The following is a 23,993-nucleotide window of genomic DNA, read 5'->3' as shown; positions in this document are numbered from 1 at the left end:
GAGATCGAGAACATGAGTGATAAATTTGATGTAATTGTTGTCGGAGGAGGACCGGGTGGCTATGTGGCTGCAATCAAGGCAGCAAAAGAAGGCATGCAGGTTGCGCTGGTAGAGAATGTCCGTGTTGGAGGAACATGCCTGAACCGCGGCTGTATTCCGGCAAAAGCAATGATTCATGCATCCTCTCTGTACAGAGAGATGAAGGAAGCAGAAAAATTTGGTGTGTCGGCATCCGATGTTTCTTTTAATTACAGTAAGATTCTGGAATACAAACAGGGAACAACCGATCAGCTTGTTCAGGGCATCGAGCAGCTCTTAAAAGCGAACGGAGTAACACTTGTATCCGGACATGGAACATTGCTTGGAAGTCATAGAGTACAGGTGGAAGGGAAAGAAATACAGGTACTTGAAGCTAGAAATATTATTCTTGCAGCAGGAAGTAAACCATTTATGCTTCCACTTCCTGGAATGGATCTTAAGGGGGTATTATCCAGTGATGAATTATTCAAGCTGGAAGAAATGCCGGAAAGTCTCGTAATTATTGGCGGCGGAGTTATCAGTGTCGAGTTCGCAACTGCATTTTCAGCACTCGGATGTAAAGTAACGATTCTTGAGGCAATGCCAAGACTTGTACCGAATATGGACAAAGAGATTTCACAGAGCCTTAAGATGCTGCTGAAAAAGAGAGATATTGATGTGCATACATCTGCCGGCGTACAGTCCGTAGAGGAAAGAGACGGCGCATACGTTTGCAAATATACCGAAAAGGAGAAAGAATGCGAAGCATCTGCCCAGTATGTTCTCTGCGCAGTCGGACGTATTCCAAATACAGAAGGATTGTTTGCGGAAGATGCTGTGCCGGAGATGGAAAGAGGTAGAATCGTTGTAGATGAACATTTCAAGACCAGCATCCCGGGAGTGTATGCGATCGGTGATCTGATCAAGGGAATGCAGTTAGCACATACAGCAAGTGCACAGGGGGTGGTTGTAATCGAATATTTGAACGGAAAAGATCCATCCATTGATTTGTCAGTTGTGCCGGGCTGTGTATATACAGAGCCAGAGATTGCTTCGGTAGGTATAACAGAGGATGATGCGAAGGCAGCGGAAATTCCGGTAAAAACAGGTAAGTTCATTATGAGCGCCAACGGAAAATCATTAATCACAAAAGAAGAGAGAAGTTTTATTAAAATTGTTGTAAATGAAGAGACAGATGTTGTTCTCGGAGCACAGATGATGTGTGCACGTGCAACAGATATGATCGGCGAGATCGCAACAGCAGTTGCAAATAAAATGACAGTAGCGCAGCTGTTAAAAGGAATGCGCGCACATCCGACTTACAATGAAGGTATTGGGGAGGCACTGGAAGAGTTGGAAGGTGGAGCAATCCATATTGCACCAAAAAAGAAAAAATAAGATAAAAATTAACAGGAATTCATCCAAATAGAAGAAATTTAGTTGCAACAGACAGCACTTTAAAATATAATGAAAAAAGTGCCGAAAGCTGAATTTCCAATATCATCTTCCGGCTATTGGGGAAATGCATAAAAAGGCAGGAGGAATGAAGGATGATGCTGGAGAAGAAAACAACAGAATTTTTGAATGTTCTTTCTTCTTCTGCACCCGTTCCAGGCGGCGGAGGAGCTTCCGCCGCTGTTGGTGCTTTTGGGGCTGCACTTGGCATGATGGTTGCCAATCTGACAGTCGGAAAGAAAAAGTATGCGGATGTAGAAGCAGAAATGATTGAGATATGTGGAAGATTAGAGAAGATCAGAGATCGTCTTATTGTGCTTACAGATGAGGATGCAAAAGCATTTGAACCATTGTCAAAAGCATATGGACTTCCGAAGAATACGCCGGAGGAGAAGGCGGAGAAAGAGCGGATCCTGGAGCAGGCTTTGTACGAGGCAAGTCTGACTCCGATGGAGATCATGAAAACAGTTCTGGAATCCATGAAACTTCTGGAGATACTGGGAGAGAAGGGCAGCCGCATCGCGATCAGTGATGTCGGTGTTGGAATCCTGTTTGCGCAGGCGGCACTGGAGGGTGCTTCACTGAATGTATTTATCAATACAGGTCTAATGAAGAACGCGGAACGTGCCTGCGAACTGAATGAAACTGCAAACCGGCTTATTGCTGAGGGGCAGGCATACAAAGAAAGAATTTATGCCGGTGTCTGTGTCCAGCTTAAAAGTTAATACGGAGGAGAAGGCTATGAGTACAGTAATGCTTGGAACAGAAGTGGCGAAGACCATGAAGGAAGAGCTGATTCGGGATGTGGAATTGTTAAAAGAAAAAGGAATCCATCCATGCCTTGCAATCATCCGTGTTGGCACCAGAGGAGATGACCTTGCGTATGAAAGAAGCGCAAAAAAACGTATGGAAATGGTAGGAATTGACTGTAAGGTTGTAGAACTTCCGAAGACGATTTCACAGGAGAATTTCGAACGCGCATTTGCAGAAGTAAATGACGATCCGAAAGTAGATGGAATTTTATTATTCCGTCCATTGCCGGAAGGCCTGGATGAAGAACCGGTGAAGCTTATGATACATCCGGAGAAGGATGTGGACTGCATGAGTCCGTTCAACAGTGCGAGAGTATTTTTAGGTGAGACTGAAGGACATGCACCATGCACAGCACAGGCTGTTATGGAGATGCTTCATCATTTTCACATAGATCTGACAGGAAAGAAAGTGACGATCGTGGGGCGCAGTATGGTGGTTGGAAAACCCTTGGCTATGATGATGTTAAAAGATCATGCAACGATCACGGTATGTCATACAAGAACAAAAGATCTGAAAGAAGAATGTAGGAACGCAGATATTGTCGTTGCCTGTGCAGGAAAAGCAAAATTTATTACTGCAGATATGATAAAAGAAGGAGCTGTTGTGGTGGATGTAGGAATTAACATTGACGAAAACGGTAATATGTGCGGTGATGTAGATTATGAGAAGGTAAAGGAGAAGGCTTCTTATATCAGCCCGGTTCCAAAAGGAGTGGGCAGTGTAACAACGTCCGTGCTTGCAAGCCACGTTATAAGAAGTGCAAAAAACAGAACAGAATGAAAAACAGATGGGATGGGAGAAAAAAAGCTGTATGCGTTTTGTTGTTGCAACAGCAGTAAGTAATCTGGTTACAGTGCTCTTTGTCTCAACGTATGCTTTGAGCATGCTGTACGGAACATCATTTACTGCGCTGTTCATAAGTCGGATACCACAATATATTGTGACAACCGGTGTGTGTGCAGTGATTGCATTCAGTTTGTATTACAGTGTAGTAACAATGATGATGAAACAGCACCAGATGGCATAAAAAATTGGAAAGTTTTCCCAAAGTTAAAGAAAAACATTGACGTAAAGAAAATATGTGCTATAATCTTATGTAGTGCAATAAAAATACCCGATCAGTCGTATGATGCACAATATAGGACTGGAGGGGAGGTTAGGTGTGAGACTATGTCAAATGTAATCGTTAAAGAAAACGAAACGTTAGATAGCGCTTTACGCAGATTTAAAAGAAACTGCGCAAAGGCTGGTATTCAGCAGGAGATTCGTAAGAGAGAGCATTACGAAAAACCAAGCGTAAGACGTAAGAAAAAATCAGAAGCTGCAAGAAAGCGCAAATATAACTAATATGTGCAAAGCAAGGATGCTGTATCAGATGATACAGTGTCCTTTTTTGTTATAACGACGAGGAAAATGCGACATGCTTGCATGGCAGCATTTGACGACCGTTAATCAGCGGATAAAACTCGCGAAGCGTGTTTTATCGCTGTACACAGAAAATTCTATTTTCTGTGTAACAAAAATATATCTTGAAAGATATATAAAAATACTCCGCAGGATGCGTACTCGCGCGAAGCGGAAGATAAATTTATTATTAGGAGGAATGAGACAATGAGATTAAAAGATACAGGTTTATCAGCAAAGGAACTGAAAGCAATTGTCAACAAATACATGGTAGAAACTTACGAAAGATATGATTTTATCGCAGAACGTGCTGAAGGAATGTATATATATGACGAAGAGGGAAATGCATACCTTGATTTCTACGGCGGTGTTGCTGTAAACAGTGCAGGTAATAGAAATGCAAAAGTAGAAGCTGCAATCAAAGACCAGTTAGGTGACATTGTACATACATTTAACTATCCATATACAATCCCGCAGGCATTACTTGCAAAGAAAATCTGTGATACGATCGGAATGGATAAGATATTTTATCAAAACTCCGGAACAGAAGCAAATGAATGTATGATCAAGATGGCGAGAAAATATGGAACAGATAATTTCGGACCGGAAAGATATCATATCATCACAGCGAAAAATGGTTTCCACGGAAGAACTTACGGAGCAATGTCTGCAACCGGTCAGACAGACAATGCGATTCAGATGGGATTCAAACCGATGCTTCCAGGATTTTCTTATGCAGAATATAACAATCTGGAAGATTTTGCATCCAAAGTTACAAAAAATACAATCGCGATCATGATCGAACCTGTACAGGGCGAGGGTGGTGTACATCCTGCAACACAGGAATTTATCGAAGGACTCCGCAAATTATGTGATGATAACGATATGTTACTTCTGTTTGATGAAGTACAGACCGGATGGGGACGTACCGGAGCGCCGATGGCATACATGGGATATGGCGTAAAACCGGATGCAGTATCCATGGCAAAAGCAATGGGTGGCGGAATGCCGATCGGAGCATGCTGCGCAACAAAAAAAGTTGCAAAAGCATTTACAGCAGGAACACACGGATCTACTTATGGCGGACACGCACTTGCTTGCGCATCAGCATATGCAGCAGTCAGTGAAATCCTGGACAACGATCTGAGTGGAAATGCAAAAGAAATGGGAGAATATATGAAAGAACAGCTTGCAAAACTTCCACATGTAAAAGAAGCAAGAGGACGAGGACTTCTTGTTGGATGTGAGTATGATATACCGATCGCACTGGAAGTAAAACATGGCTGCCTGGACCGCATGGCACTGATCACAGCGATCGGAGACAGCGTTAACCGTATGATCCCGCCGCTTATTGTTACAAAGAAACAGATTGATGAACTGATGATCATTATGAAAGCTGCCATTGCAGACGCAGCAGAAAAATACGAAGAGCTGAAACTTGCAGGCTAAAATGCAAGTTTCAATTCCTGATACAGATGACCGATTGGAAGACCTACTACATTATTATAATCGCCATTGATAGATTTTACATGGATAGCAAAATCCCCCTGGATGCCGTAGGCACCCGCTTTATCCATTGGATCGCCGGTGGCGATATAAGACAGCAGATCTTCTCTCATAATCGGGTAGAATGTAACTTCTGTTTTTTCATAAAAAGTTCGTATTATTTTTCTGCCATTTTTCCAGATTAGAAGTGAAACACCTGTGTAGACCTGGTGGGTACGGTCGGCGAGCATAGAAAGCATATCCAATGCTTCCTGTTCATCGGCAGGTTTGCCAAGTATTTCATCTTTATAAGAAACAACAGTATCTGCTCCAATGACAGTAAAATCTTCGTCATGAATTTTGTGGTAAAGACTAAAAATATCTGCGGCTTTCTGATAAGCCAGTTCAGTAACAACATCAGCCGGTAATTCCTCGGTAATGACTTCTTCTTTGGAAGATGGCATGATTTCGAATGAAATGCCGGTTTTTCTGAGCAGTTCTTTTCTACGTGGAGAAGCAGAAGCTAAAATATATTTCATAAATAAAATTCCTTTCTTTGAAAATTCTTTCATATTATATCAGTTTTCCCTAAGAAAGTAAAAATCAATATTTTTTCTGTAGTTAATTACAGTACTGTTTGTATTTTCTGAAAAACCGAATGAAAAATGCTATTATATTATAAGAAAAATAGAAAGACCATATTGGAAGAAAAGCGTGTTGTGTTATAATAGCAAAATAGGAAACAGACAGGAGGAACATAGAAATGTATATCAGTGAAATTGTAACAACAGTACCGGAAAATGTCAGCGAGCGTGTGCCGCTGGAGCAGAAAGTGTATAAAGTATTTGACAAGCTTGGAATCCCATTTGAAAGAGTCGATAACGATCCGGCATCTTCCATGGAAGAGTGTAGGGATATCGGTAAAGTTCTTGGCGCGCCGGTGCGGAAAGATGTGTTTTTGTGCAACCGGAAGAAGACTACATTTTTCCTTCTTGTAATGCCGGAGGAGAAAGACTTTGACGCGTCCTCATTCAGTAAAAAACTAGGCGTATCACATATGTCATTTGCTTCACCGGAGCATATGTGGGAGCATTTGGGAACAAAACCGGGATCTGCAAGTGTTGTCGGACTTTTGAATGATGAAGATGATTATGTACAGCTTATTCTTGATAAAGAGGTGGCTGAGGGCGAGTATTTTGTATGCAATACAGGAATCAATACGACGCATTTGAAGATTAAGACAGAAGATCTGTTGAAGAAATTTTTGCCGCATATTCATCATAGAGCTAAAATTGTTGATTTGTAAAAGGATGTGAGTATATGAATGACAGGATGCAGGAATTGAAATTATCCGACCTGAAAGAGAAGCTTGAAAACAGGAAATCGGGAGAACGGCTTGTATTTCGTGAAGTACAGCTGGAAAAAGGAGATTTAAGCGGAACGGATTTAAGTAATACGGATTTTACACTGTGTTCCTTTGATGGCGTGATGTTAAATAATGTAGATTTCCACTACAGCAGTGTGGAGAATGCGCTGTTTGACGGATGTTCCATGCACGGTGCAAATTTTGAAAATGCAAATATGAGGACCGCATCTTTCAGGTTCTGCGATATGAGTGACTGCAATATAAAAGGCGCAAACCTCTATGGGGCTGTGCTGGAAAATGCAGATCTTACAAATATACAGTCGGACGAAGCGACACAGTGGTTCCGTCTGCGCTGCCCGGAGACGGGAGCATTTTTAGGATATAAGAAATGCATTAATGACCGGATGGTACAGCTTCTGATTCCGGCAGATGCACTTCGCACGTCAGCAACATTGCCGTCCTGCCGGTGCAACAAAGCCAAGGTCCTGACGATCAAGAGTTTCGATTTCAAAAAAAATTATGATGAGGCATGGTCTCTCGTAGATGAAAACTTTGAATATAAAAGAGGTGAGTGGGTGGAAGTAAAAGATTTTAACGAAGACCGGTGGATGGATTCCACAACCGGTATCCATTTCTGGATGACAAGAGAAGAAGCAGAGGCATATTAGAGATGAAAACAGCAGAAGAATTAAGAAATTTATTAGGACAGATCGATCGTAAGAGCTATCCGGCATACAAAAATCTGAAAGGCAGTTACCGGTTTTCAGGATATGTGCTTGGAATTGACCATGTGCAGGGTGATCCGTTTGCGGCACCGTCCAGAGTACATATAGAAGTTGAGGAGAAAACAGCAGGATTGCCAGAAAGACTGTATGATAAACAGTGGAAGAAGATGGCGCTTGAAGATGCGCTTATCCGTATATTTGCATCCGGGATCAGAAAATATTCGTTTCAGGCAAAAGGTTCCGGTAAAAGTGGTCTGATCCGTGTGACAAACTGCGGACAGGAAGTACTGGAGCGGACAGCCGCAGATATAAGGGAAGACGGAACCGTTATTCTACGGTTTGAAGTGGGCTTCCCGGCAAATGGAAGAACGGTAAATGCGAGAGAACTGGAGAAGATTTTTTTTCAATATCTGCCGTCTTGCGTGCAGGAGACACTTTATTATAAAAATTTGGATATAAGGAAACTTGAAAATGTTATGGAACTTTCGGAGGATCAGGAAGCAATCCGCAGACAGCTTAAGGAATATGGTCTGGTGGCTTTTGTGGCAGATGGCTCTGTACTGCCGAGAATGTCAGGTGTATCCCAAAAGCCGATGAAAGATGCAGTACCGTTTGTATCACCGGAATCTGTGAGAGTGACTTTAAAGCTTCCGTATTATGGTGAGATAAGCGGAATGGGAATCAGGCGCGGGATTACGTTGATCGTCGGCGGAGGCTATCATGGAAAATCTACGCTTCTGAAAGCACTGGAGATGGGGATTTATCCTCATATAGCCGGAGACGGAAGAGAATATGTGATCACAGATCCGGATGCTGTGAAGATTCGGGCAGAAGATGGAAGAAGTATTAAACATACAGATATTTCTATGTTTATAAGTGATCTTCCAAATCAGAAAGATACCGTCAGTTTTGATACGGAAGATGCCAGCGGCAGTACGTCGCAGGCGGCAAATGTGATTGAAGCGATGGAAGCCGGAGCGAGTACATTTTTAATTGATGAAGATACCAGTGCAACAAATTTTATGGTGAGAGACGAGCTGATGCAGAAAGTGATTCACAAAGATATGGAACCAATCACACCATTTATAGAACGGATGCAGTATTTTTATAAGAAATTTGGTATCTCAACAGTACTTGTAGCAGGAAGTTCCGGGGCTTATTTTCAGGTGGCAGATGTGATCGTGCAGATGGACCGCTACCAGCCACGTGAGATCACGTCCAGAGCAAAAGAGGCAACAGCCGGATATCAGGGACTTCAGTTTTTAGAAAAAGAAATTCAGAAACCGATCATGAAAAGATGTCCAAAGAAAAATACAGGACTGGAACACAGAGGAAGAATCAAATTAAAAACACTGGGAAAAGATGGTATTATGCTGGGATCAGAAACAATTGATCTGCGTTATGTAGAACAAGTGGCAGATGAAGAACAGCTTAACTGCTTGGGGTATCTTATGAGAGAACTGGAAACACATCGGATGAATGGGAAGACTTCCATTTGTGAACTGGTTGAATCCTTGTACAGAGATATAGAAAGACAGGGGTTAAAGGATGTTCTTGGAGAGCATGAGCTTCCAGGCAATCTGGCACTTCCGCGAAAAGAGGAACTCTGCGCATGTCTGAACCGTTACCGGGGGCTTCAGTTATGATGACAGAAAAGAGTATTCGGCCAATTGCATATATAGAAGGGGATTTCCCAGAAAAATTCGGAATCCCAAGGCAGAGTGGCCTTGTAAATACACAGGCAGAGATTCATTTCCTGCCGGAATACCGCAAGCCGGAAGCGTTCCGTGGACTGGAAGAGTATTCACATCTGTGGCTGATCTGGGATTTTTCAGAGGCAGAGGGTACAAACTGGCGTCCGACTGTCCGCCCGCCAAGGCTTGGAGGAAATCAGAGAGTCGGTGTATTTGCAACTAGATCCCCATTTCGTCCAAATGGAATGGGGTTATCCTGTGTAAAACTGACAACCATTGACTGGGAACATGAGGATGGACCGGTGCTAATCGTAAGCGGAGCAGATCTGATGAACGGGACACCAATTTATGATGTGAAACCATATTTACCACATATCGATGCGTATCCGGAAGCAGAAGCTGGATTTGCAGGACGAGTAAAAGAATACGGTCTGGGAGTATCAATCCCTCCTGAAATTGAAGAGTCACTATCTGAAGAAAAACGTGAAAAGATTCCGGCTTTAAAGGAAATACTTGCAGAAGATCCAAGACCGGCGTATCAGGAAAACCCGGAGAGGGTATATGGAATGAGCTTTGCAGGAATGGAAGTGCGTTTCCGGGTAGTGGATGGTGTTGCTGAAATATGTGAAATTGAAGAGGATAGAAATGAAATGCAATGATTGCAAATAATAGCGGCAAATATTATTTCAAAGAATAAAAAATGAAAAGCAAAGAAAAATAAACAGAAATGGAGAAACAAAATGGAATTTAGAATTGCAAGAGAGAAAGATCTGGAACGTATGTGTGAGATTACCGCACAGGCAAAGGCTGGACTTAAAAATCTTGGACTGGATCAGTGGCAGAAAGGATATCCATCGAGAAAAATCTGGGAGAATGATATTAAGAATCAATGTACTTACGTAGCAGAAGAAGATGGAATCATTCTTGGAATCTTTGCATTTCAGACAACACCGGACATATCTTATTATGAAATAGAAGGCGAGTGGATTAGTGCGGGACCGTATGCAGCAATGCACCGCGTATGTGTAGCAGAGGAAGCAAAAGGAAAAGGAGTGGCAGGAAAGATGTTTGCGCATGGGTTCCGTATGGCAGAAACACTTGGATTTTCAAGTGTGCGTATTGATACCCATCCGGGGAATATTCCGATGCAGAGAGCGCTTGGAAAAGCCGGATTTGAAAGATGCGGAGAGATCCATCTGGCAGGTGGACCGGAGAAAGGTGCACTCCGCATAGGTTTCGAAAAGATATTATAAAAAAATTCTGACATCCGTATCGAAAAAAAGATTCAGTAAGAATGAAAAACAATGGTTGAAATATACCTATGTGGGGTATATAATATAGACCGGAAAGAGGTGAAGAATATGGAAGAAAAAACATGCTGTCACAAAACGAAAGAACGTTCGGAAAAAGAATACAAAGATTTGATCCACAGACTGAACCGTATTGAAGGGCAGGTAAGGGGAATCAAAAAGATGGTGGAGAACGATGTTTACTGTACCGATATTCTTGTGCAGGTCTCAGCTGTGAATGCAGCACTTAATAGTTTCAACAAAGTGTTGCTTGCAAACCATATCCGAACCTGTGTAGCAGAAGATATCCGCAAAGGAAAAGAAGAGACAGTGGATGAACTGGTAGCTACACTTCAAAAACTGATGAAATAGTAAGAAAAGGATGATCAGAATGGAACAGTATAACGTTACGGGTATGAGCTGTGCAGCCTGCAGTACCCGTGTAGAAAAGGCTGTGTTGAAAGTAGACGGAGTGACATCCTGTTCTGTAAGTCTTTTGACAAACTCAATGGGAGTTGATGGAACAGCTACACCAGAGCAGATTATAGAGGCGGTAGAAAAGGCAGGATACGGAGCTTCTATGAAAGGAACGGAGAAATTAAAAGAAGCCCGGGATGAAGATTTCCTGAAGGATAAGATAACACCGGTTCTTAAGAAGAGACTGATTGCGTCATTATGCTTCCTTGTGCCATTGTTGTATTTATCTATGGGCCATATGATGTGGAACTGGCCACTGCCGGGGTTCCTTAGCGGCAATCATGTAGCAATGGGACTTATCCAGATGTTATTTACAATCGTGATCATGGTGATCAATCAGAAGTTCTTTATCAGCGGCTTCAAAGGATTGATTCATCGTGCACCGAATATGGACACGTTGGTTGCACTTGGATCCGGCGCATCATTTGTATATAGTACGTATGCATTATTTGCGATGACAGATGCGCAGATGAAGGGCAATGCAGAACTTGTTATATCCTATATGCATGAATTTTATTTTGAGTCAGCGGCAATGATCCTGACGCTTATTACAGTCGGCAAGATGCTTGAAGCAAGATCGAAAGGTAAAACAACCGATGCGCTGAAAGGACTTATGAAGCTTGCGCCGAAGAAGGCAGTCGTTCTTTGTCAGGGAAAAGAGGCAGAAGTAACAATTGATCAGGTGAAGATTGGTGATATCTTTGTTGTAAGACCGGGTGAGAATATTCCGGTAGATGGGACGGTTATAGAAGGAAGCAGTGCAGTGGATGAAGCGGCACTTACCGGAGAGAGTATTCCGGTGGACAAAACAGTTGGAGACAGTGTGTCGGCAGCTACCATGAACCAGTCCGGATTTTTAAAATGTGAAGCGACAAGAGTCGGAGAAGATACGACCTTATCACAGATTATTCAGATGGCCAGTGACGCAGCGGCTACAAAGGCGCCGATCGCCAAAGTCGCAGACCGGGTATCCGGCGTATTTGTGCCGGCAGTTATCGGGATTGCGACTGTAACAACTCTGATCTGGCTGATCGCCGGACAGACGATTGGTTTTGCACTGGCAAGAGGAATTGCAGTTCTTGTAATCAGCTGTCCGTGTGCGCTTGGACTGGCAACACCTGTTGCGATCATGGTTGGTAACGGAATGGGTGCAAAGCATGGAATAATGTTTAAGACAGCCGTTTCCCTGGAAGAGACAGGAAAGACAGAGATTGTCGCATTAGATAAGACAGGAACAATTACAAAGGGAGAACCGAAAGTAACGGATCTTGTTGCGGAAGATAATGTCAGTGAGGAAGAATTGCTCTTCACAGCGTATGTGCTGGAGCGAAAGAGTGAACATCCACTGGCGAGAGCAATCACATCGGCTGTAGAAAGTCTTGGCACAGAAGGTCTTGAGGATCTTGCAGAAGTGGAAGATTTCCAGATCGCAGCTGGAAATGGTCTCTCCGGTATGTTAAACGGACAGAAGCTGGTTGGAGGCAGTTACCAGTATATCAGCGGTCTGGTTGAAATAAGTGAGGAAATGAAAGAACAGGCGCAGGAGCTTGCCGAAGATGGGAAGACGCCTTTGTTCTTCGCAAGAGAAGACAAATTGATGGGAATCATTGCCGTAGCGGATGTTATGAAAGAGGACAGTCCGCGTGCGATCCGCGAACTACAGAATATGGGTATCCATGTTGTCATGCTGACCGGTGATAATGAGCGGACAGCGAAAGCAATCGGAAAGCAGGCAGGCGTAGATGAAGTAATCGCAGGTGTGCTTCCGGACGGAAAAGAAGCAGTGGTCCGTGATTTAAAGAAGCAGGGCAAGACAGCGATGGTCGGCGATGGTATCAATGACGCACCGGCACTGACAAGAGCAGATGTTGGTATTGCCATAGGCGCAGGTACAGATATTGCCATTGATGCAGCGGATGTTGTATTGATGAAGAGCCGCTTAAGCGATGTTCCGGCGGCGATTCGGTTAAGTCGCGCAACACTTCGGAATATTCATGAGAATCTGTTCTGGGCATTTTTCTACAATGTGATCGGAATCCCGCTGGCAGCAGGACTGTGGTATCCGATCTTTGGGTGGAAATTAAATCCAATGTTCGGCGCAGCAGCGATGAGTCTTTCAAGTTTCTGTGTTGTAAGCAATGCATTGCGTCTGAACTGGTTTAACATGTTGGATGCAAGCAAAGATAAAAAATTAAAAAAAGCTGCAAAAACCGGAACTGTAGAAATGGCAGATGAAGGATTAACAATTAAAAATAATGAAAAGAAAAAGGAGGAAACAACAATGGAGAAAACAATGAAGATTGAAGGAATGATGTGTGGACACTGTGAGGCAGCAGTAAAAAAAGCGCTGGAAGCATTAGACGGCGTAGAAGAGGCAATTGTCAGCCACGAAGCAGGAACAGCAGTTGTAAAGATGAGCCACGAAGTTGCAGATGATGTACTTACAAAAGCAGTAGAAGACAAAGATTACAAAGTAGTCTCAGTCGGCTAATTAACAATTGCATTTGAGAAAAAAGAAGCTTATAATGTGGAAGAGGAACAGAAGATAAGAAAAATGATAAGAAAATTCAAGTTAACAGTTGACAGTAATATGAATTTATGGTAAATTATCTTTTGTGTGAAACAACAAAGAAGAGTATCCACTCTCACCATAGCACAATCGGGTGACTATTGGTTGATATTGAACATGAATCATTTTTAGATAGATTTGATTTTATTGTGACAGGAAAGTGGATAGTCTGAAAACTATTCACTTTTTATTTTATAATGGGGGTGCAGGAACATTAGCGATTTAATGATTAACGGACAGATTAGAGATAAGGAAGTTCGTGTGATAAGCGAAAGTGGAGAACAGCTTGGTATCATGTCATCCAAAGATGCCATGAAACTTGCGAGAGAGGCAGATCTTGATCTTGTAAAGATTGCTCCGAAGGCACAGCCGCCGGTATGTAAGATCATCGACTACGGTAAGTATAAGTATGAGCTGGCGAGAAAAGAAAAAGAAGCAAAGAAGAAGCAAAAAACTGTAGAGGTTAAGGAAGTACGTCTTTCACCGAATATTGATACGAATGACCTGAATACGAAGATGAACAATGCAAAGAAGTTCATCGGTAAAGGAAATAAAGTAAAAGTCACTTTACGTTTCCGTGGCCGTGAGATGGCGCATATGCAACAGAGTAAACACATTCTGGATGATTTTGCGCAGGCACTTGCTGATGTTGCTGTGATCGAGAAACCGGCAAAGCAGGAAGGCAGAAGTATGAGCATGGTTTTAACTGAAAAACGTTAAAAATACATTTATAAATCTAAGGAGGAATATTACAATGCCAAAAATTAAAACAAATAGAGCAGCTGCAAAGCGCTTCAAAAAAACAGGTACAGGAAAATTAAAAAGAAATAAAGCTTACAAGAGCCATATCTTAACTAAGAAATCTACAAAGAGAAAAAGAAATCTTAGAAAATCAATCATTACAGATGCAACTAATGTAAAGAACATGAAGAAAGTATTACCATATCTGTAAGATAGTGTAGAGAATAGAAGGAGGAGATAAGACATGGCAAGAATCAAAGGCGGATTAAACGCTAAAAAAAGACACAATAGAACTTTAAAATTAGCAAAAGGATACAGAGGAGCACGCTCTAAACAGTATAGAGTAGCAAAACAGTCTGTTATGAGAGCTCTTACATCTGCATACGCAGGAAGAAAACAGCGCAAACGTCAGATGCGTCAGTTATGGATCGCTCGTATCAACGCTGCAGCAAGAATGAATGGTCTTTCTTACAGCAAACTGATGCACGGTCTGAAACTTGCAAACATCGACATCAATAGAAAGATGCTTGCAGAGATGGCTGTTAATGACGCTGAAGGATTTACAGCACTTGCAGAAGCTGCAAAAGCAAAACTTGCTTAATTTTAGCAGAATATAGATAGAATATACAAAGCAGTTATTGGAAATTCCGGTAACTGCTTTTTGTAAATGCGATGAGGAAAATACATTCATGGGAGCATGATGTATTTGATAACCGCCCACAATATCAGAATAAGGCGGAAGGTGTTTCTGATAATTTGTATGGGAAACATTAAGGAGGCAGATCATGGATATATTAATTATTGTGGATATGCAGAATGACTTTATTGACGGCGCACTTGGAACGAAAGAAGCAAAAGCGATTGTACCGGATGTTGCAAAAAAAATTAAAGACTTTGACGGTGAAATTATTTATACGAGAGACACCCATGAAGAGAATTATCTGGATACACAGGAAGGCAGGAATCTTCCGGTAGCACATTGTATCCGTGGTACAAAAGGCTGGGAGATTTGCCCGCAGTTAGAGGCGCTTCGCAGTGAAAATGACATTGTGATCGATAAGCCGACATTTGGAAGCATGGAGCTGGGAGAACTGTTAAAGAAAAAAGATGAAGAGCTGCGTGGAAATGGCATGGATGGGATTACATCGATTACGCTTGTCGGACTTTGCACAGATATCTGTGTGATTTCAAATGCAATGATCAGCAAAGCCGCATTGCCGGAAGTGCCGGTATATGTTGACAAAGACTGTTGTGCCGGAGTGACAACAGACAGTCATGAGACAGCGCTGGCAGCTATGCGGATGTGCCAGATCAAATGCTAGAAGAATTATCTGTAAGAATTATTCCGGATAAACGAGACGATCATCGGTAATGTGATCCAGAACTTCTGTCAGATATTTCTTTGCGAGGTAATTTGCCATTGGAAGGTTCATATCCAGATAATTGCCGCAGTCTCTTGCCGCCGCACCAGGAACTTCATCGTTAAAATCTGCGATAAACCGGAACATTTCGCAGATGAGTGGAACGATTTCCTTAGAAGTAAGCTCTCCGGCAAGGATCAGATAGAATCCGGTACGGCATCCCATTGGTCCGAAATAAATAGTCTGATCTTTGTAAGTTGGATGATTGCGAAGAAATGTCGCACCGAGATGCTCGATCGTGTGAACTTCCGCTGTGTTCATAACTGGTTCTTTGTTCGGTGTTGTCATGCGAAGATCAAAAGTTGTGAGTGGGTTACCGTTTACATGATCGATACGCGATACATAGATACCCGGTTTTAATTTCAGATGATTAATTGTAAAACTTGTTACTTTTTCCATAATGTGAATATCCTCCTGTTTCAATGATTCTGTAAGAGTATAGCATTTTTATGGAAGAGTAGCAAATATTTTAAGACTGTTGCTTTTGACAGGATACAGACATGTGCAACAGCACATGAGTGAGAAGATGTCGCTGTCAAGTGCAGTGGACATGAGATATATAAGGAGTTTTAGAGGATGGAATTATATTTGGTGAGACACGGAGAGACAGAATGGAATAAAGAGCGTAGGCTGCAGGGACAGGCGGATGTCGCTTTAGATGATTTTGGCAGACAACTGGCAGTGGAAACAGGAGAAGCGCTTCAGGACATACCATTTGATGTATGTTTTACAAGCCCATTAAAAAGAGCGAAAGAGACGGCTGAGCTTATCCTTGCGGGGAAAGATGTGCCGATCATAGAAGATAAACGGATCATAGAGATGGGATTCGCAGAGTACGAAGGAAAATGCTGCGCAGAAGAAGGATGGGATCTTCCGGAATCTTTCAGAGCATTTTTTAATGATCCGGTTGGTTTCAAGCCTGCACAGGGCGGCGAAGATTTTCTGGCAGTGAAAAAACGTACCGGCGCATTTCTGGACTGGCTGATACATGCACCGGAATATGCGTATAAATGTGTACTGATTACCACCCATGGTGTAGCGCTTGCAGGGCTTATGAATAATATTAAGAATCAGTCGCTGAAAGCATACTGGGATATTGGTGTACATAAAAACTGTGCAGTAACAAAAGTAGAAGTGCAGGATGGCGTTGCCCGGATTATTTATGAGAACCGGACATTTTACAAAGAAGAGGTGAAGAATTGGTAGATGAAGAGTATAATAATAACATCATGGGTGACATTCGCATGTCTATGCTATATGGCAGTAACAGAAGGATTAAACTTGATTCTGGGAATAGCATTGCTGACTAATATTATAAGCAATATAATCAACATAATATACTTGAAAAAGGAGTAGGAGAGGACGATTAGGGTTCTCTCTTTTTTATTACAGTTTGTATTAATAAAATCGCAATAAATACGCATCTGGAAGAGTTTTTGAAGAAATATTCAAATGATTAAAGAGAAAAATTAAGGGAATCTTAAAGGAATTTTCAGAAAATATGTCATAAAATTGAAGCCCTGATTTGTTATAATGAGAAAAAGGAGGAAAAAGCCTATGAAAAAATCAGATAAAATTTTTGCAAGAACAAAAGAGAGCATACTGCTTATTGTTTTACTGGTGCTTTGTATTCCGAAAGTTGTGTATGCTGATTCTTCCTGGATATGGTTTACAACGACGGCACCATATCAGCTATTGCCATTTGTAGCTGTGCTGACAATTGTGATCGAATATTTGATGATTAAAAATATTTTACATATTCAGAATAAAAAAAGAGTGCTGATCGCTGTCTGTATATCAAATCTCGTATCTTTTATGGTGCCGTATTTTGCCACTTATTATCAAGATGGAGTATATGAAACGATAAAACAGACATTTGAATCGATGGATTTTTATACCATTAACAGTGCATACCTGTTCCTGACGCTGATCATAGAATGTCCGATTGTTTATGTAATTGTGCAGGATGAAATTCATGATAAAAAGAAAAGTCTCGGTGTGATTGCGGCTGCGAATGTTGTAACTACTGTAATGGTCGCTGCAATCGAGCGAATCGCGTGCAGAGGAAGCTGGTAAGGAGGAAAAAAGATGAAGAAAAGTAGAATTTCACAGTGTGTAGTAGTTGTTGTATGTCTGGCAATTGTAATGTATGCAGGAATTGGATGGAATCATTTTACAACATGTAAGATTCATATTACATATAATGGAAAAGAGATTAAGGATGTAAATGTTGTGAAAGTTAAGGTTTCCGGAGATTCAGAGAAGCCGGTTAAGCATACATGGCTGAAGAGAAGTCATGATAAAATTAAGCTGTTTAACTGGGACAAAGACGCAACAGAATATCAATATTATATCAGCATACCGAAGAATGCTCTTGGAAAAGGTGTTCCGGAACAAGTATATGAGATGAGTTATTATATAGCAGATGAAATACAGTGTGCAGCGATTACCTGGAATGCTGATATTGTAAATGAGAATGGTGTCTGGAAAGCAAATTATAATGTAAAATATAGAGAACCGAAATGGGGCGACACCTATAAGAAGAAAGTAAAGAACGGAACGGATTCAGGGTTCGTGATTGGAATTTAGAGCAATATGCGGAAGCAAATTTTAAAAATAATGCCTATAGAACCTGCCACTGGCAGATTCCTACGGATGCTATGGCAACTAAAATACAGCTGCTGACTGGCTGGATCTGCAGTACAACAGACTTTTATTTCTGGGGAAAAGGTGCTGTGGTTGAAGAATTACAGAAGAACAATGAATGTATGATTGAGGAATTGTACAGGAAGATGCCTGAGAAAGAGGAAGTACTTTATTTTTATTATGCTATACATAAGCCGGGAAAATGTGAGAGGCAGATAAAAGAAAAATTAAAACAAATAGGTGCACAGATGTTTCCTACAGAATTAGAAGCAGATCGCTATTTTAGATTTTCAGATAGATAATTGTAAATTAGATACAGACTGGCGGGTTGCCGTATCCCCAACAAGCTAATGAGATGTGATATCCCTATATAAACAATAGAACTGTAAGGGGTATGTTTGACGTATCTCAAACAAGCTGATATAAACTAAAAGGAATCTCTAACAAGTTAAAAGAAAACGCTAACAAGACATAACAAAAGAGGATCGCAAAAATGCGATCCTCACGGAGCTGTTTAGTTGTCTTCTTCCTGAACAGTGTAAGTCTGTCTCTTTCTTGCCATTTCGTCATTTTCAAGGTACTCATCGTAAGTAGTAATCTTGTCGATGAGCTTTCCACCCGGAACAATCTCCATGATACGGTTGGCAGTTGTCTGGACAATCTGGTGGTCACGGCAAGAGAACAGGATAACGCCAGAAAACTTGGTCATACCTGTATTCAGTGCAGTGATCGATTCCATATCCAAGTGGTTAGTCGGCTCGTCAAACATCAGCACATTTGCACCGGAAATCATCATCTTGGAAAGCAGACAGCGCACCTTCTCACCACCGGATAATACTTTTACACGTTTCACACCGTCATCACCGGCGAACAACATGCGTCCGAGAAAACCACGTACATAAGTAGCATCTTTCTCTTCAGAATACTGAGTCAGCCATTCAACGATCGTATAATCGTTGTCAAATTCTTCTCCGCTGTCTAATGGGAAATATGCCTGTGTGGTAGTGATTCCCCATTTATAAGTTCCCTCATCCGGTTCCATGTTACCGGCGAGAATTTCAAACAAAGTGGTTTTGGCAAGCTCATTACCGCCAACGAAAGCAACTTTGTCATCACGGTTCAGTGTAAAGGAAATGTTATCCAGAACTTTTTCACCGTCGATGGTCTTGCTTAAGCCTTCTACAGACAGAACTTCATTACCAATCTCGCGGTTTGGACGGAAATCAATGTAAGGATATTTTCTGCTGGACGGCTGGATATCGTCAAGCTGGATTTTCTCCAGTGCACGTTTTCTGGATGTCGCCTGCTTGGATTTGGAAGCGTTAGCGCTGAATCGGGAAATAAATTCCTGCAATTCTTTGATTTTCTCTTCCTTCTTCTTGTTGGCTTCTTTCATCTGACGGATCAGAAGCTGGCTGGATTCATACCAGAAATCATAGTTACCGGCATACAGTTTGATTTTTCCATAGTCGATATCTGCGATCTGTGTGCAGACTTTATTCAGAAAATAACGGTCATGGGATACAACGATGACTGTATTGTCGAATCCGATCAGAAATTCTTCCAGCCATGCAATCGCATCCAGGTCTAGGTGGTTGGTCGGCTCGTCGAGGAGCAGGATATCCGGGTTGCCGAATAATGCCTGTGCGAGAAGCACTTTGACTTTCTCAGGACCTGCAAGATTTTTCATTGTCTCATAGTGAAGTTCTGTCCCGATTCCAAGACCATTTAATAAAGTAGAAGCGTCAGACTCAGCTTCCCATCCGTTCATGGAAGCAAATTCAGCTTCTAATTCACTTGCCTTGATACCATCTTCATCAGTGAAATCTTCTTTCGCGTAGATGGCTTCCTTTTCTTTCATGATTTCGTACAATCGAGCATTTCCCATCATGACCGTATCCAGTACCGGAAATTCATCGTATTTGAAATGATCCTGCTGCAGGAAAGAAAGACGCTCACCCGGAGTGATGATGACTTCTCCCTTGCTTGGTTCAAGCTGTCCGGATAAAATCTTAAGAAAAGTAGATTTACCGGCTCCATTTGCACCAATCAGACCATAACAGTTGCCTTCTGTAAATTTGATATTTACGTCTTCAAATAATGCTTTTTTACCCACACGCAGTGTAATATTGCTTGTGCTGATCATATTTTACATTCTCCTTGTTATTTTGATTATCTTCTTATTATTAATTTCATTGCATACAAAGCCTATCTTATCAGAGTTGGTGGAAAATGGCAAGGGAATTTAAGCTGGACGCAGAGGTTGTTTTTCGGGTTTGTTGTCGCATAGGGGTTACGTTTCCTGAAAAATCATGTTATGATAAGCAGTAACCGAAATATCATAGAACATACAGGTTGATGATATTGAGACAGGATAGTAACTGGAAATGCTATAGATATACTGGTTTACAGAAGTGGTGATATTAAAACAGACTGCAACTGGAAGTGCTATAGAATATACAGATTTACAGAAGTAACGATATTAAGACAGACCGCAACTGGAAATGTTATAGAATATACAGGGCAAGAGAAGTCTGCTATTAAGACAGGCTGTAATCAGAAATACTATAGAGCATAGAAGGTGACAGAATCGAGCTATATAAAGAAAAGGAGCGTGGAATTTATGATAAATGGAACACTTGTATTAGAAGGCGGAGCTACGAGAGGTGTATTTACATCAGGAGCACTGGATTATCTTATGGAGAAAGATCAGTATTTTTCTCATGTGATCGGTGTATCGGCAGGCTCCTGCAATGCGGTGGACTATGTGTCGAAACAGCCGGGACGCACAAGAGACTGCATGATTCATAAAGATAAAGAGTATAGCTATTATTATGGCTTCCGTGAGTTTATCAAAGAGAAGAGTATTCTGGATATGGACATGGTATTTGACAAATATCCGAAGGAAATCTTCCCGTTTGATTATGAGACATATTTCGCATCAGATATGACATGCGAAATCGTGACAGTAAACTGTGAGACAGGAAAAGCAGAATACATGACGGAAGATCATGATTTTGACAGACTGATGAAGATTTGCCGTGCATCCAGCAGTATGCCGCTCGTATCTCCGATTGTAAATATTGACGAAGTTCCGTATCTGGACGGTGGAATTGCGGATTCCATTCCGCTACGCCGTGCGATGGAGCTTGGCAATAAGAAGATTGTTCTGATACTGACAAGGAATCCAGGCTACCGAAAGAAACCAATTTCCAAAGGAATGGCAGGAATTTACCGGAAAGCATATAAGAAATATCCAAATCTGGTGCGAGCAGCGATCCGCAGAAATCATGTATATAATCAGACAATGGAGCATGTAGAGAAACTGGAAGAAGAAGGAAAGATTTTCGTGCTTCGCCCACTGATCCCGACAGTTTCCCGTCTGGAGAAAGACTATGATACATTGATGAATTTCTATAATCATGGCTATAAGCTGATGGAAAAACAGTACGATGCAATGATGAAATATCTGGAGGAATAAAATGGATCAGAGAAGTCTGTTAGAATTTATGACGATTGCGGAGAAATTAAAATGTAATCTCCGCCATTCTTGTACGAGCAGCGGACGTCCGGAGAGTGTGGCTGAGCATACGTTTCGGCTGATAATGTTTGCGTGGCTTGTGGAGGATGCATTTCCAGAGTGTGACAGTGACCGCATTATGAAAATGTGTCTGTTGCATGATATGGGAGAAGCAGTGACAGGAGATGTTCCGGCATTTGAGAAGAAAGAAGAAGACCGGAGGACAGAGAAGGATGCGATTTATCAGATTGCAGAAGTGCTGCCGGATAAAAAGCGAAAAGAATTTCTTATGCTTCTTGAAGAACTGGAAGCAAGTGAGACGATGGAAGCGAAGATTGTGCATGCTTTGGATAAGATGGAAGCTATAATCCAGCACAATGAAGCGTCGATTGATACGTGGCTGCCACTGGAGTATGATCTGCAGCTGACTTATGGGCAGGAGCAGGCAAAAGCACATCCTTATCTGGAACGGCTGCGGGAACTGATACGTCAGGATACGTTGGATAAGATTGACGCTGCTGTAGATGAAGCTCTGGATGAACAGATGGGGCTACAGGATAAAAAAGGGTTTCTATAAAATGTAATGTGAAAATAATCTCGCAGAAGAGAAAAATGTAACGTGAAAGTAACTATGTAAGAGATACACTATAAAGTAATAAGGATATAAGATAAGAAAAGAGTACTGCAAAATAGAGATGTTCTAATTGCAATACTCTTTTGTTGTTTAAGTCTCCAGAACTATATCTCGCCCATTGTTGGTGCATTGCCGACCGGTGCAGCATATTCAATATCCTGCAGATATAATCCTTTCGGATCGCACGGGGCACTTGCATCGGCAGTGCCGTCAAAGATTGCATCGATATCATCAAGACTTCGTGTGCCAAAACCGATATCCAGAAGTGTGCCGATAATGATACGTGCCATGTTATGAAGAAAATCATCGGCGCGGAGTGTGATCTGCATTTCTTCGATATCGTCATAAATCTCAATGTTTGTAACTTCACGGATAGTAGATTTGGTCTTCTTGACGGTTGAAAAATTCTTGAAATCATGTTTGCCGATCAAGTGCAGGGCAGCCTGCTGCATGCGTTTCTTGTCCGGAATCTTATAGCAGTGGTAAGTTGTCTTGCGGTCGAATACACTCGGCACATCGGAAATCGTCATGCGGTATACATAAGTCTTGTATCTGGCATTCAGCTGTGCATGAAAACGGTCATCGACTTCCTCTACATCTGTAATCGCGATATCCATTGGAAGATAGCGGTTCAGATAATGTTTGATATCCTGTACATCCATCGTGCTCTCAGTCTTGAAGTTGACAATCTGTGCATAGGCGTGCACACCAACTTCTGTACGGCATCCACAGTAGAGATCCACAACAAATTCACCGGTCATCTTCCGCAGAACTTCCTGAATCTTATTGAAAATTGTATTGCTCGATTCATTCTTACCAAGTCTTGTCCAACCCTGATAACGGCTGCCATCGTATTCTATCGTAAGTTTTATATTTCTCATGTTTAAATGCTCCTTTTGTATGCTTGTAGTGTTAGTATAACAAATCTTGTGGTATAATAAAAGACACGAAAATAAGAAAGAGAAGATTATTTTATGAAGGCAGAAGAAAGAAAAGTATCTGAATCAGTCGTTGAGACAATCCATATTGTGCGTCCAAACCATCTAAACGGTGCAGATCGTCTGTTTGGTGGAATCCTGATGCAGTGGATCGATGAAGTGGCTGTAGTCGCGGCAAAGAGACATGCAAGAATGAATGTGATCACAGCATCCGTAGACAATCTGAAGTTCCTCCACGGTGCGTATCAGAAGGATGTCGTGATTATTATAGGAAGCGTAACGTATGTCGGAACTACTTCCATGGAAGTAAAGGTAGACACCTATGTAGAGCATATGGACAGTGAACGTACACTCATCAATCGTGCATATTTTACAATGGTTGGTCTTGATGAGAATGACAGACCGGCGCATGTTCCGGGACTCGTTCTTGAGACAGAAGAAGAGAGAGCGGAATGGGAAAAGGCAAAGAAGCGTCGGGAGATCCGTATGCTCCGCAAGGAAGAAGGGTTTTAGAATGTTATTACTTTATATAACCTTTTATCATCTGTACCATCTGATCAATATTCTGTTTCGCCTGATCCGATTTCCCGTCTTTCAAGATCTCAAGGATCAGGGAAAATTCATCCGGAGTGAAGCGGATTCCTTTCTTTCCGGCACTGGATATAAGAGCCATCATAACCGGAGCAAGATCCTTTCCGGTTTTATTCCCTGCATTGGCGGCAGCAGTGCGGATCAGCTGTAATTTGATCGGATCGAGATTTTTAAGATCCGGGTGATTCATCCATTCATTTGCCATAG

At 41.8% G+C, this 23,993-nt stretch carries 29 protein-coding genes; 24 read left to right on the top strand and 5 right to left on the bottom strand.

The window, feature by feature from the left end; translation table 11 throughout:
• Positions 1–12 precede the first annotated feature (12 nt).
• The 6 genes from lpdA to DW125_RS04795 all read left to right on the top strand — a co-directional run bounded on the left by lpdA (position 13) and on the right by DW125_RS04795 (position 5,139).
• Positions 13–1,416, top strand: coding sequence for a dihydrolipoyl dehydrogenase (lpdA, locus tag DW125_RS04825; RefSeq protein WP_021859959.1), 1,404 nt, complete (start codon positions 13–15; stop codon positions 1,414–1,416).
• 155 nt (positions 1,417–1,571) lie between these two features.
• On the top strand, positions 1,572–2,198 hold the full coding sequence (locus DW125_RS04820) for a cyclodeaminase/cyclohydrolase family protein (RefSeq protein ID WP_117537412.1): 627 nt from the start codon (positions 1,572–1,574) through the stop codon (positions 2,196–2,198).
• Positions 2,199–2,214: 16 nt separating this feature from the next.
• Positions 2,215–3,066, top strand: coding sequence for a bifunctional 5,10-methylenetetrahydrofolate dehydrogenase/5,10-methenyltetrahydrofolate cyclohydrolase (locus DW125_RS04815; RefSeq protein WP_117537287.1), 852 nt, complete (start codon positions 2,215–2,217; stop codon positions 3,064–3,066).
• Between the two features lie 7 nt (positions 3,067–3,073).
• On the top strand, positions 3,074–3,313 hold the full coding sequence (locus DW125_RS04810; protein ID WP_117537286.1) for a hypothetical protein: 240 nt from the start codon (positions 3,074–3,076) through the stop codon (positions 3,311–3,313).
• A gap of 143 nt (positions 3,314–3,456) precedes the next feature.
• Positions 3,457–3,633, top strand: a complete 177-nt coding sequence (rpsU, locus tag DW125_RS04805; protein WP_004054229.1) for a 30S ribosomal protein S21 — start codon at positions 3,457–3,459, stop codon at positions 3,631–3,633.
• A 264-nt stretch (positions 3,634–3,897) separates the two neighbouring features.
• Positions 3,898–5,139 carry an aspartate aminotransferase family protein gene (locus DW125_RS04795; RefSeq protein ID WP_021859955.1) on the top strand — a complete coding sequence of 414 codons (1,242 nt, stop codon included), beginning with the start codon at positions 3,898–3,900 and terminating at the stop codon, positions 5,137–5,139.
• On the opposite strand, the gene DW125_RS04790 is transcribed toward DW125_RS04795, so the two are convergent.
• Positions 5,136–5,714: a Maf family protein gene (locus DW125_RS04790; protein ID WP_021859954.1), complete on the bottom strand. Its 579-nt coding sequence runs from the start codon at positions 5,712–5,714 to the stop codon at positions 5,136–5,138. The two genes, DW125_RS04795 and DW125_RS04790, sit on opposite strands and share 4 nt — an antisense overlap.
• Positions 5,715–5,938: 224 nt before the next feature.
• Between DW125_RS04790 and DW125_RS04785 the strand changes: the two genes are divergently transcribed.
• From DW125_RS04785 to DW125_RS04735, 11 genes are all read left to right on the top strand, one after another.
• Complete coding sequence (locus tag DW125_RS04785; protein ID WP_021859953.1) at positions 5,939–6,481, top strand: prolyl-tRNA synthetase associated domain-containing protein; 543 nt, start codon at positions 5,939–5,941, stop codon at positions 6,479–6,481.
• Positions 6,482–6,495: 14 nt separating this feature from the next.
• On the top strand, positions 6,496–7,209 hold the full coding sequence (locus DW125_RS04780) for a pentapeptide repeat-containing protein (protein WP_242992894.1): 714 nt from the start codon (positions 6,496–6,498) through the stop codon (positions 7,207–7,209).
• Positions 7,210–7,211: 2 nt separating this feature from the next.
• The gene (locus tag DW125_RS04775) at positions 7,212–8,912 is read left to right on the top strand and encodes an ABC-ATPase domain-containing protein (RefSeq protein WP_117537284.1); all 1,701 of its coding nucleotides are present in this window, start codon (positions 7,212–7,214) and stop codon (positions 8,910–8,912) included.
• A complete protein-coding gene (gene tsaA / locus DW125_RS04770) occupies positions 8,879–9,619 on the top strand; it encodes a tRNA (N6-threonylcarbamoyladenosine(37)-N6)-methyltransferase TrmO (protein WP_242992893.1) in 741 nt (246 codons plus the stop codon). The genes DW125_RS04775 and tsaA overlap by 34 nt, the downstream gene beginning before the upstream one ends.
• Before the next feature lie 81 nt (positions 9,620–9,700).
• The gene (locus DW125_RS04765; protein ID WP_117537282.1) at positions 9,701–10,213 is read left to right on the top strand and encodes a GNAT family N-acetyltransferase; all 513 of its coding nucleotides are present in this window, start codon (positions 9,701–9,703) and stop codon (positions 10,211–10,213) included.
• Between the two features lie 108 nt (positions 10,214–10,321).
• Positions 10,322–10,621: a metal-sensing transcriptional repressor gene (locus DW125_RS04760; RefSeq protein WP_021859948.1), complete on the top strand. Its 300-nt coding sequence runs from the start codon at positions 10,322–10,324 to the stop codon at positions 10,619–10,621.
• Between the two features lie 19 nt (positions 10,622–10,640).
• Entirely contained in the window at positions 10,641–13,217 is a 2,577-nt protein-coding gene (locus DW125_RS04755) for a heavy metal translocating P-type ATPase (RefSeq protein ID WP_117537281.1), read from the top strand.
• Between the two features lie 303 nt (positions 13,218–13,520).
• Positions 13,521–14,015, top strand: coding sequence for a translation initiation factor IF-3 (gene infC, locus DW125_RS04750; RefSeq protein WP_021859946.1), 495 nt, complete (start codon positions 13,521–13,523; stop codon positions 14,013–14,015).
• Positions 14,016–14,049: 34 nt separating this feature from the next.
• Positions 14,050–14,247: a 50S ribosomal protein L35 gene (rpmI, locus tag DW125_RS04745; protein WP_021859945.1), complete on the top strand. Its 198-nt coding sequence runs from the start codon at positions 14,050–14,052 to the stop codon at positions 14,245–14,247.
• Between the two features lie 33 nt (positions 14,248–14,280).
• Positions 14,281–14,637 carry a 50S ribosomal protein L20 gene (gene rplT, locus DW125_RS04740; RefSeq protein ID WP_021859944.1) on the top strand — a complete coding sequence of 119 codons (357 nt, stop codon included), beginning with the start codon at positions 14,281–14,283 and terminating at the stop codon, positions 14,635–14,637.
• 184 nt (positions 14,638–14,821) lie between these two features.
• Complete coding sequence (locus tag DW125_RS04735; protein WP_117537280.1) at positions 14,822–15,358, top strand: cysteine hydrolase family protein; 537 nt, start codon at positions 14,822–14,824, stop codon at positions 15,356–15,358.
• An 18-nt stretch (positions 15,359–15,376) separates the two neighbouring features.
• Here the strand turns inward: DW125_RS04735 and DW125_RS04730 are convergent, their stop codons facing one another.
• Positions 15,377–15,856 carry an S-ribosylhomocysteine lyase gene (locus DW125_RS04730; RefSeq protein WP_117537279.1) on the bottom strand — a complete coding sequence of 160 codons (480 nt, stop codon included), beginning with the start codon at positions 15,854–15,856 and terminating at the stop codon, positions 15,377–15,379.
• A 177-nt stretch (positions 15,857–16,033) separates the two neighbouring features.
• On the opposite strand from DW125_RS04730, the gene DW125_RS04725 reads away from it, so the two are divergent.
• The 4 genes from DW125_RS04725 (at position 16,034) to DW125_RS04710 (ending at position 18,405) form a co-directional block, all read left to right on the top strand.
• Complete coding sequence (locus tag DW125_RS04725) at positions 16,034–16,663, top strand: histidine phosphatase family protein (protein WP_117537278.1); 630 nt, start codon at positions 16,034–16,036, stop codon at positions 16,661–16,663.
• A gap of 351 nt (positions 16,664–17,014) precedes the next feature.
• Entirely contained in the window at positions 17,015–17,533 is a 519-nt protein-coding gene (locus tag DW125_RS04720; RefSeq protein WP_117537277.1) for a hypothetical protein, read from the top strand.
• A gap of 12 nt (positions 17,534–17,545) precedes the next feature.
• Complete coding sequence (locus DW125_RS04715) at positions 17,546–18,046, top strand: hypothetical protein (RefSeq protein ID WP_117537276.1); 501 nt, start codon at positions 17,546–17,548, stop codon at positions 18,044–18,046.
• Positions 18,047–18,192: 146 nt separating this feature from the next.
• Complete coding sequence (locus DW125_RS04710; protein WP_147323692.1) at positions 18,193–18,405, top strand: hypothetical protein; 213 nt, start codon at positions 18,193–18,195, stop codon at positions 18,403–18,405.
• A 212-nt stretch (positions 18,406–18,617) separates the two neighbouring features.
• Here DW125_RS04710 and DW125_RS04705 read toward each other — a convergent pair whose 3' ends face one another.
• Complete coding sequence (locus DW125_RS04705) at positions 18,618–20,249, bottom strand: ABC-F family ATP-binding cassette domain-containing protein (protein WP_021859937.1); 1,632 nt, start codon at positions 20,247–20,249, stop codon at positions 18,618–18,620.
• 477 nt (positions 20,250–20,726) lie between these two features.
• Between DW125_RS04705 and DW125_RS04700 the strand changes: the two genes are divergently transcribed.
• Complete coding sequence (locus tag DW125_RS04700; RefSeq protein ID WP_021859936.1) at positions 20,727–21,584, top strand: patatin-like phospholipase family protein; 858 nt, start codon at positions 20,727–20,729, stop codon at positions 21,582–21,584.
• 1 nt (position 21,585) lies between these two features.
• Positions 21,586–22,200, top strand: a complete 615-nt coding sequence (locus DW125_RS04695; protein WP_117537274.1) for an HD domain-containing protein — start codon at positions 21,586–21,588, stop codon at positions 22,198–22,200.
• A gap of 161 nt (positions 22,201–22,361) precedes the next feature.
• Here the strand turns inward: DW125_RS04695 and truA are convergent, their stop codons facing one another.
• Positions 22,362–23,138 (bottom strand): tRNA pseudouridine(38-40) synthase TruA, encoded by a 777-nt coding sequence (gene truA, locus DW125_RS04690; RefSeq protein WP_021859934.1) that lies wholly within the window; start codon positions 23,136–23,138, stop codon positions 22,362–22,364.
• 93 nt (positions 23,139–23,231) lie between these two features.
• Here truA and DW125_RS04685 point away from each other — a divergent pair, with 93 nt between their 5' ends.
• Entirely contained in the window at positions 23,232–23,708 is a 477-nt protein-coding gene (locus DW125_RS04685) for an acyl-CoA thioesterase (protein ID WP_021859933.1), read from the top strand.
• Between the two features lie 7 nt (positions 23,709–23,715).
• Here DW125_RS04685 and DW125_RS04680 read toward each other — a convergent pair whose 3' ends face one another.
• The gene (locus tag DW125_RS04680) at positions 23,716–23,991 is read right to left on the bottom strand and encodes a hypothetical protein (protein ID WP_117537273.1); all 276 of its coding nucleotides are present in this window, start codon (positions 23,989–23,991) and stop codon (positions 23,716–23,718) included.
• Positions 23,992–23,993 lie beyond the last annotated feature (2 nt).

The sequence above is a fragment of the Dorea sp. AM10-31 genome, from assembly GCF_003435815.1.
In the GTDB taxonomy this organism is placed as follows: Bacteria; Bacillota; Clostridia; order Lachnospirales; family Lachnospiraceae; genus Dorea_D; species Dorea_D hominis.
This window is presented reverse-complemented; position numbering and strand designations above follow the sequence as displayed.

Coding starts and splice junctions, on each gene's coding strand:
- lpdA (WP_021859959.1), top strand. CDS start 13: ATGAGTGATAAATTTGATGTAATTGTTGTCGGAGGAGGACCGGGTGGC.
- DW125_RS04820 (WP_117537412.1), top strand. CDS start 1,572: ATGCTGGAGAAGAAAACAACAGAATTTTTGAATGTTCTTTCTTCTTCT.
- DW125_RS04815 (WP_117537287.1), top strand. CDS start 2,215: ATGAGTACAGTAATGCTTGGAACAGAAGTGGCGAAGACCATGAAGGAA.
- DW125_RS04810 (WP_117537286.1), top strand. CDS start 3,074: ATGGGATGGGAGAAAAAAAGCTGTATGCGTTTTGTTGTTGCAACAGCA.
- rpsU (WP_004054229.1), top strand. CDS start 3,457: ATGTCAAATGTAATCGTTAAAGAAAACGAAACGTTAGATAGCGCTTTA.
- DW125_RS04795 (WP_021859955.1), top strand. CDS start 3,898: ATGAGATTAAAAGATACAGGTTTATCAGCAAAGGAACTGAAAGCAATT.
- DW125_RS04790 (WP_021859954.1), bottom strand. CDS start 5,714: ATGAAATATATTTTAGCTTCTGCTTCTCCACGTAGAAAAGAACTGCTC.
- DW125_RS04785 (WP_021859953.1), top strand. CDS start 5,939: ATGTATATCAGTGAAATTGTAACAACAGTACCGGAAAATGTCAGCGAG.
- DW125_RS04780 (WP_242992894.1), top strand. CDS start 6,496: ATGAATGACAGGATGCAGGAATTGAAATTATCCGACCTGAAAGAGAAG.
- DW125_RS04775 (WP_117537284.1), top strand. CDS start 7,212: ATGAAAACAGCAGAAGAATTAAGAAATTTATTAGGACAGATCGATCGT.
- tsaA (WP_242992893.1), top strand. CDS start 8,879: ATGTCTGAACCGTTACCGGGGGCTTCAGTTATGATGACAGAAAAGAGT.
- DW125_RS04765 (WP_117537282.1), top strand. CDS start 9,701: ATGGAATTTAGAATTGCAAGAGAGAAAGATCTGGAACGTATGTGTGAG.
- DW125_RS04760 (WP_021859948.1), top strand. CDS start 10,322: ATGGAAGAAAAAACATGCTGTCACAAAACGAAAGAACGTTCGGAAAAA.
- DW125_RS04755 (WP_117537281.1), top strand. CDS start 10,641: ATGGAACAGTATAACGTTACGGGTATGAGCTGTGCAGCCTGCAGTACC.
- infC (WP_021859946.1), top strand. CDS start 13,521: ATGATTAACGGACAGATTAGAGATAAGGAAGTTCGTGTGATAAGCGAA.
- rpmI (WP_021859945.1), top strand. CDS start 14,050: ATGCCAAAAATTAAAACAAATAGAGCAGCTGCAAAGCGCTTCAAAAAA.
- rplT (WP_021859944.1), top strand. CDS start 14,281: ATGGCAAGAATCAAAGGCGGATTAAACGCTAAAAAAAGACACAATAGA.
- DW125_RS04735 (WP_117537280.1), top strand. CDS start 14,822: ATGGATATATTAATTATTGTGGATATGCAGAATGACTTTATTGACGGC.
- DW125_RS04730 (WP_117537279.1), bottom strand. CDS start 15,856: ATGGAAAAAGTAACAAGTTTTACAATTAATCATCTGAAATTAAAACCG.
- DW125_RS04725 (WP_117537278.1), top strand. CDS start 16,034: ATGGAATTATATTTGGTGAGACACGGAGAGACAGAATGGAATAAAGAG.
- DW125_RS04720 (WP_117537277.1), top strand. CDS start 17,015: ATGAAAAAATCAGATAAAATTTTTGCAAGAACAAAAGAGAGCATACTG.
- DW125_RS04715 (WP_117537276.1), top strand. CDS start 17,546: ATGAAGAAAAGTAGAATTTCACAGTGTGTAGTAGTTGTTGTATGTCTG.
- DW125_RS04705 (WP_021859937.1), bottom strand. CDS start 20,249: ATGATCAGCACAAGCAATATTACACTGCGTGTGGGTAAAAAAGCATTA.
- DW125_RS04700 (WP_021859936.1), top strand. CDS start 20,727: ATGATAAATGGAACACTTGTATTAGAAGGCGGAGCTACGAGAGGTGTA.
- DW125_RS04695 (WP_117537274.1), top strand. CDS start 21,586: ATGGATCAGAGAAGTCTGTTAGAATTTATGACGATTGCGGAGAAATTA.
- truA (WP_021859934.1), bottom strand. CDS start 23,138: ATGAGAAATATAAAACTTACGATAGAATACGATGGCAGCCGTTATCAG.
- DW125_RS04685 (WP_021859933.1), top strand. CDS start 23,232: ATGAAGGCAGAAGAAAGAAAAGTATCTGAATCAGTCGTTGAGACAATC.
- DW125_RS04680 (WP_117537273.1), bottom strand. CDS start 23,991: ATGGCAAATGAATGGATGAATCACCCGGATCTTAAAAATCTCGATCCG.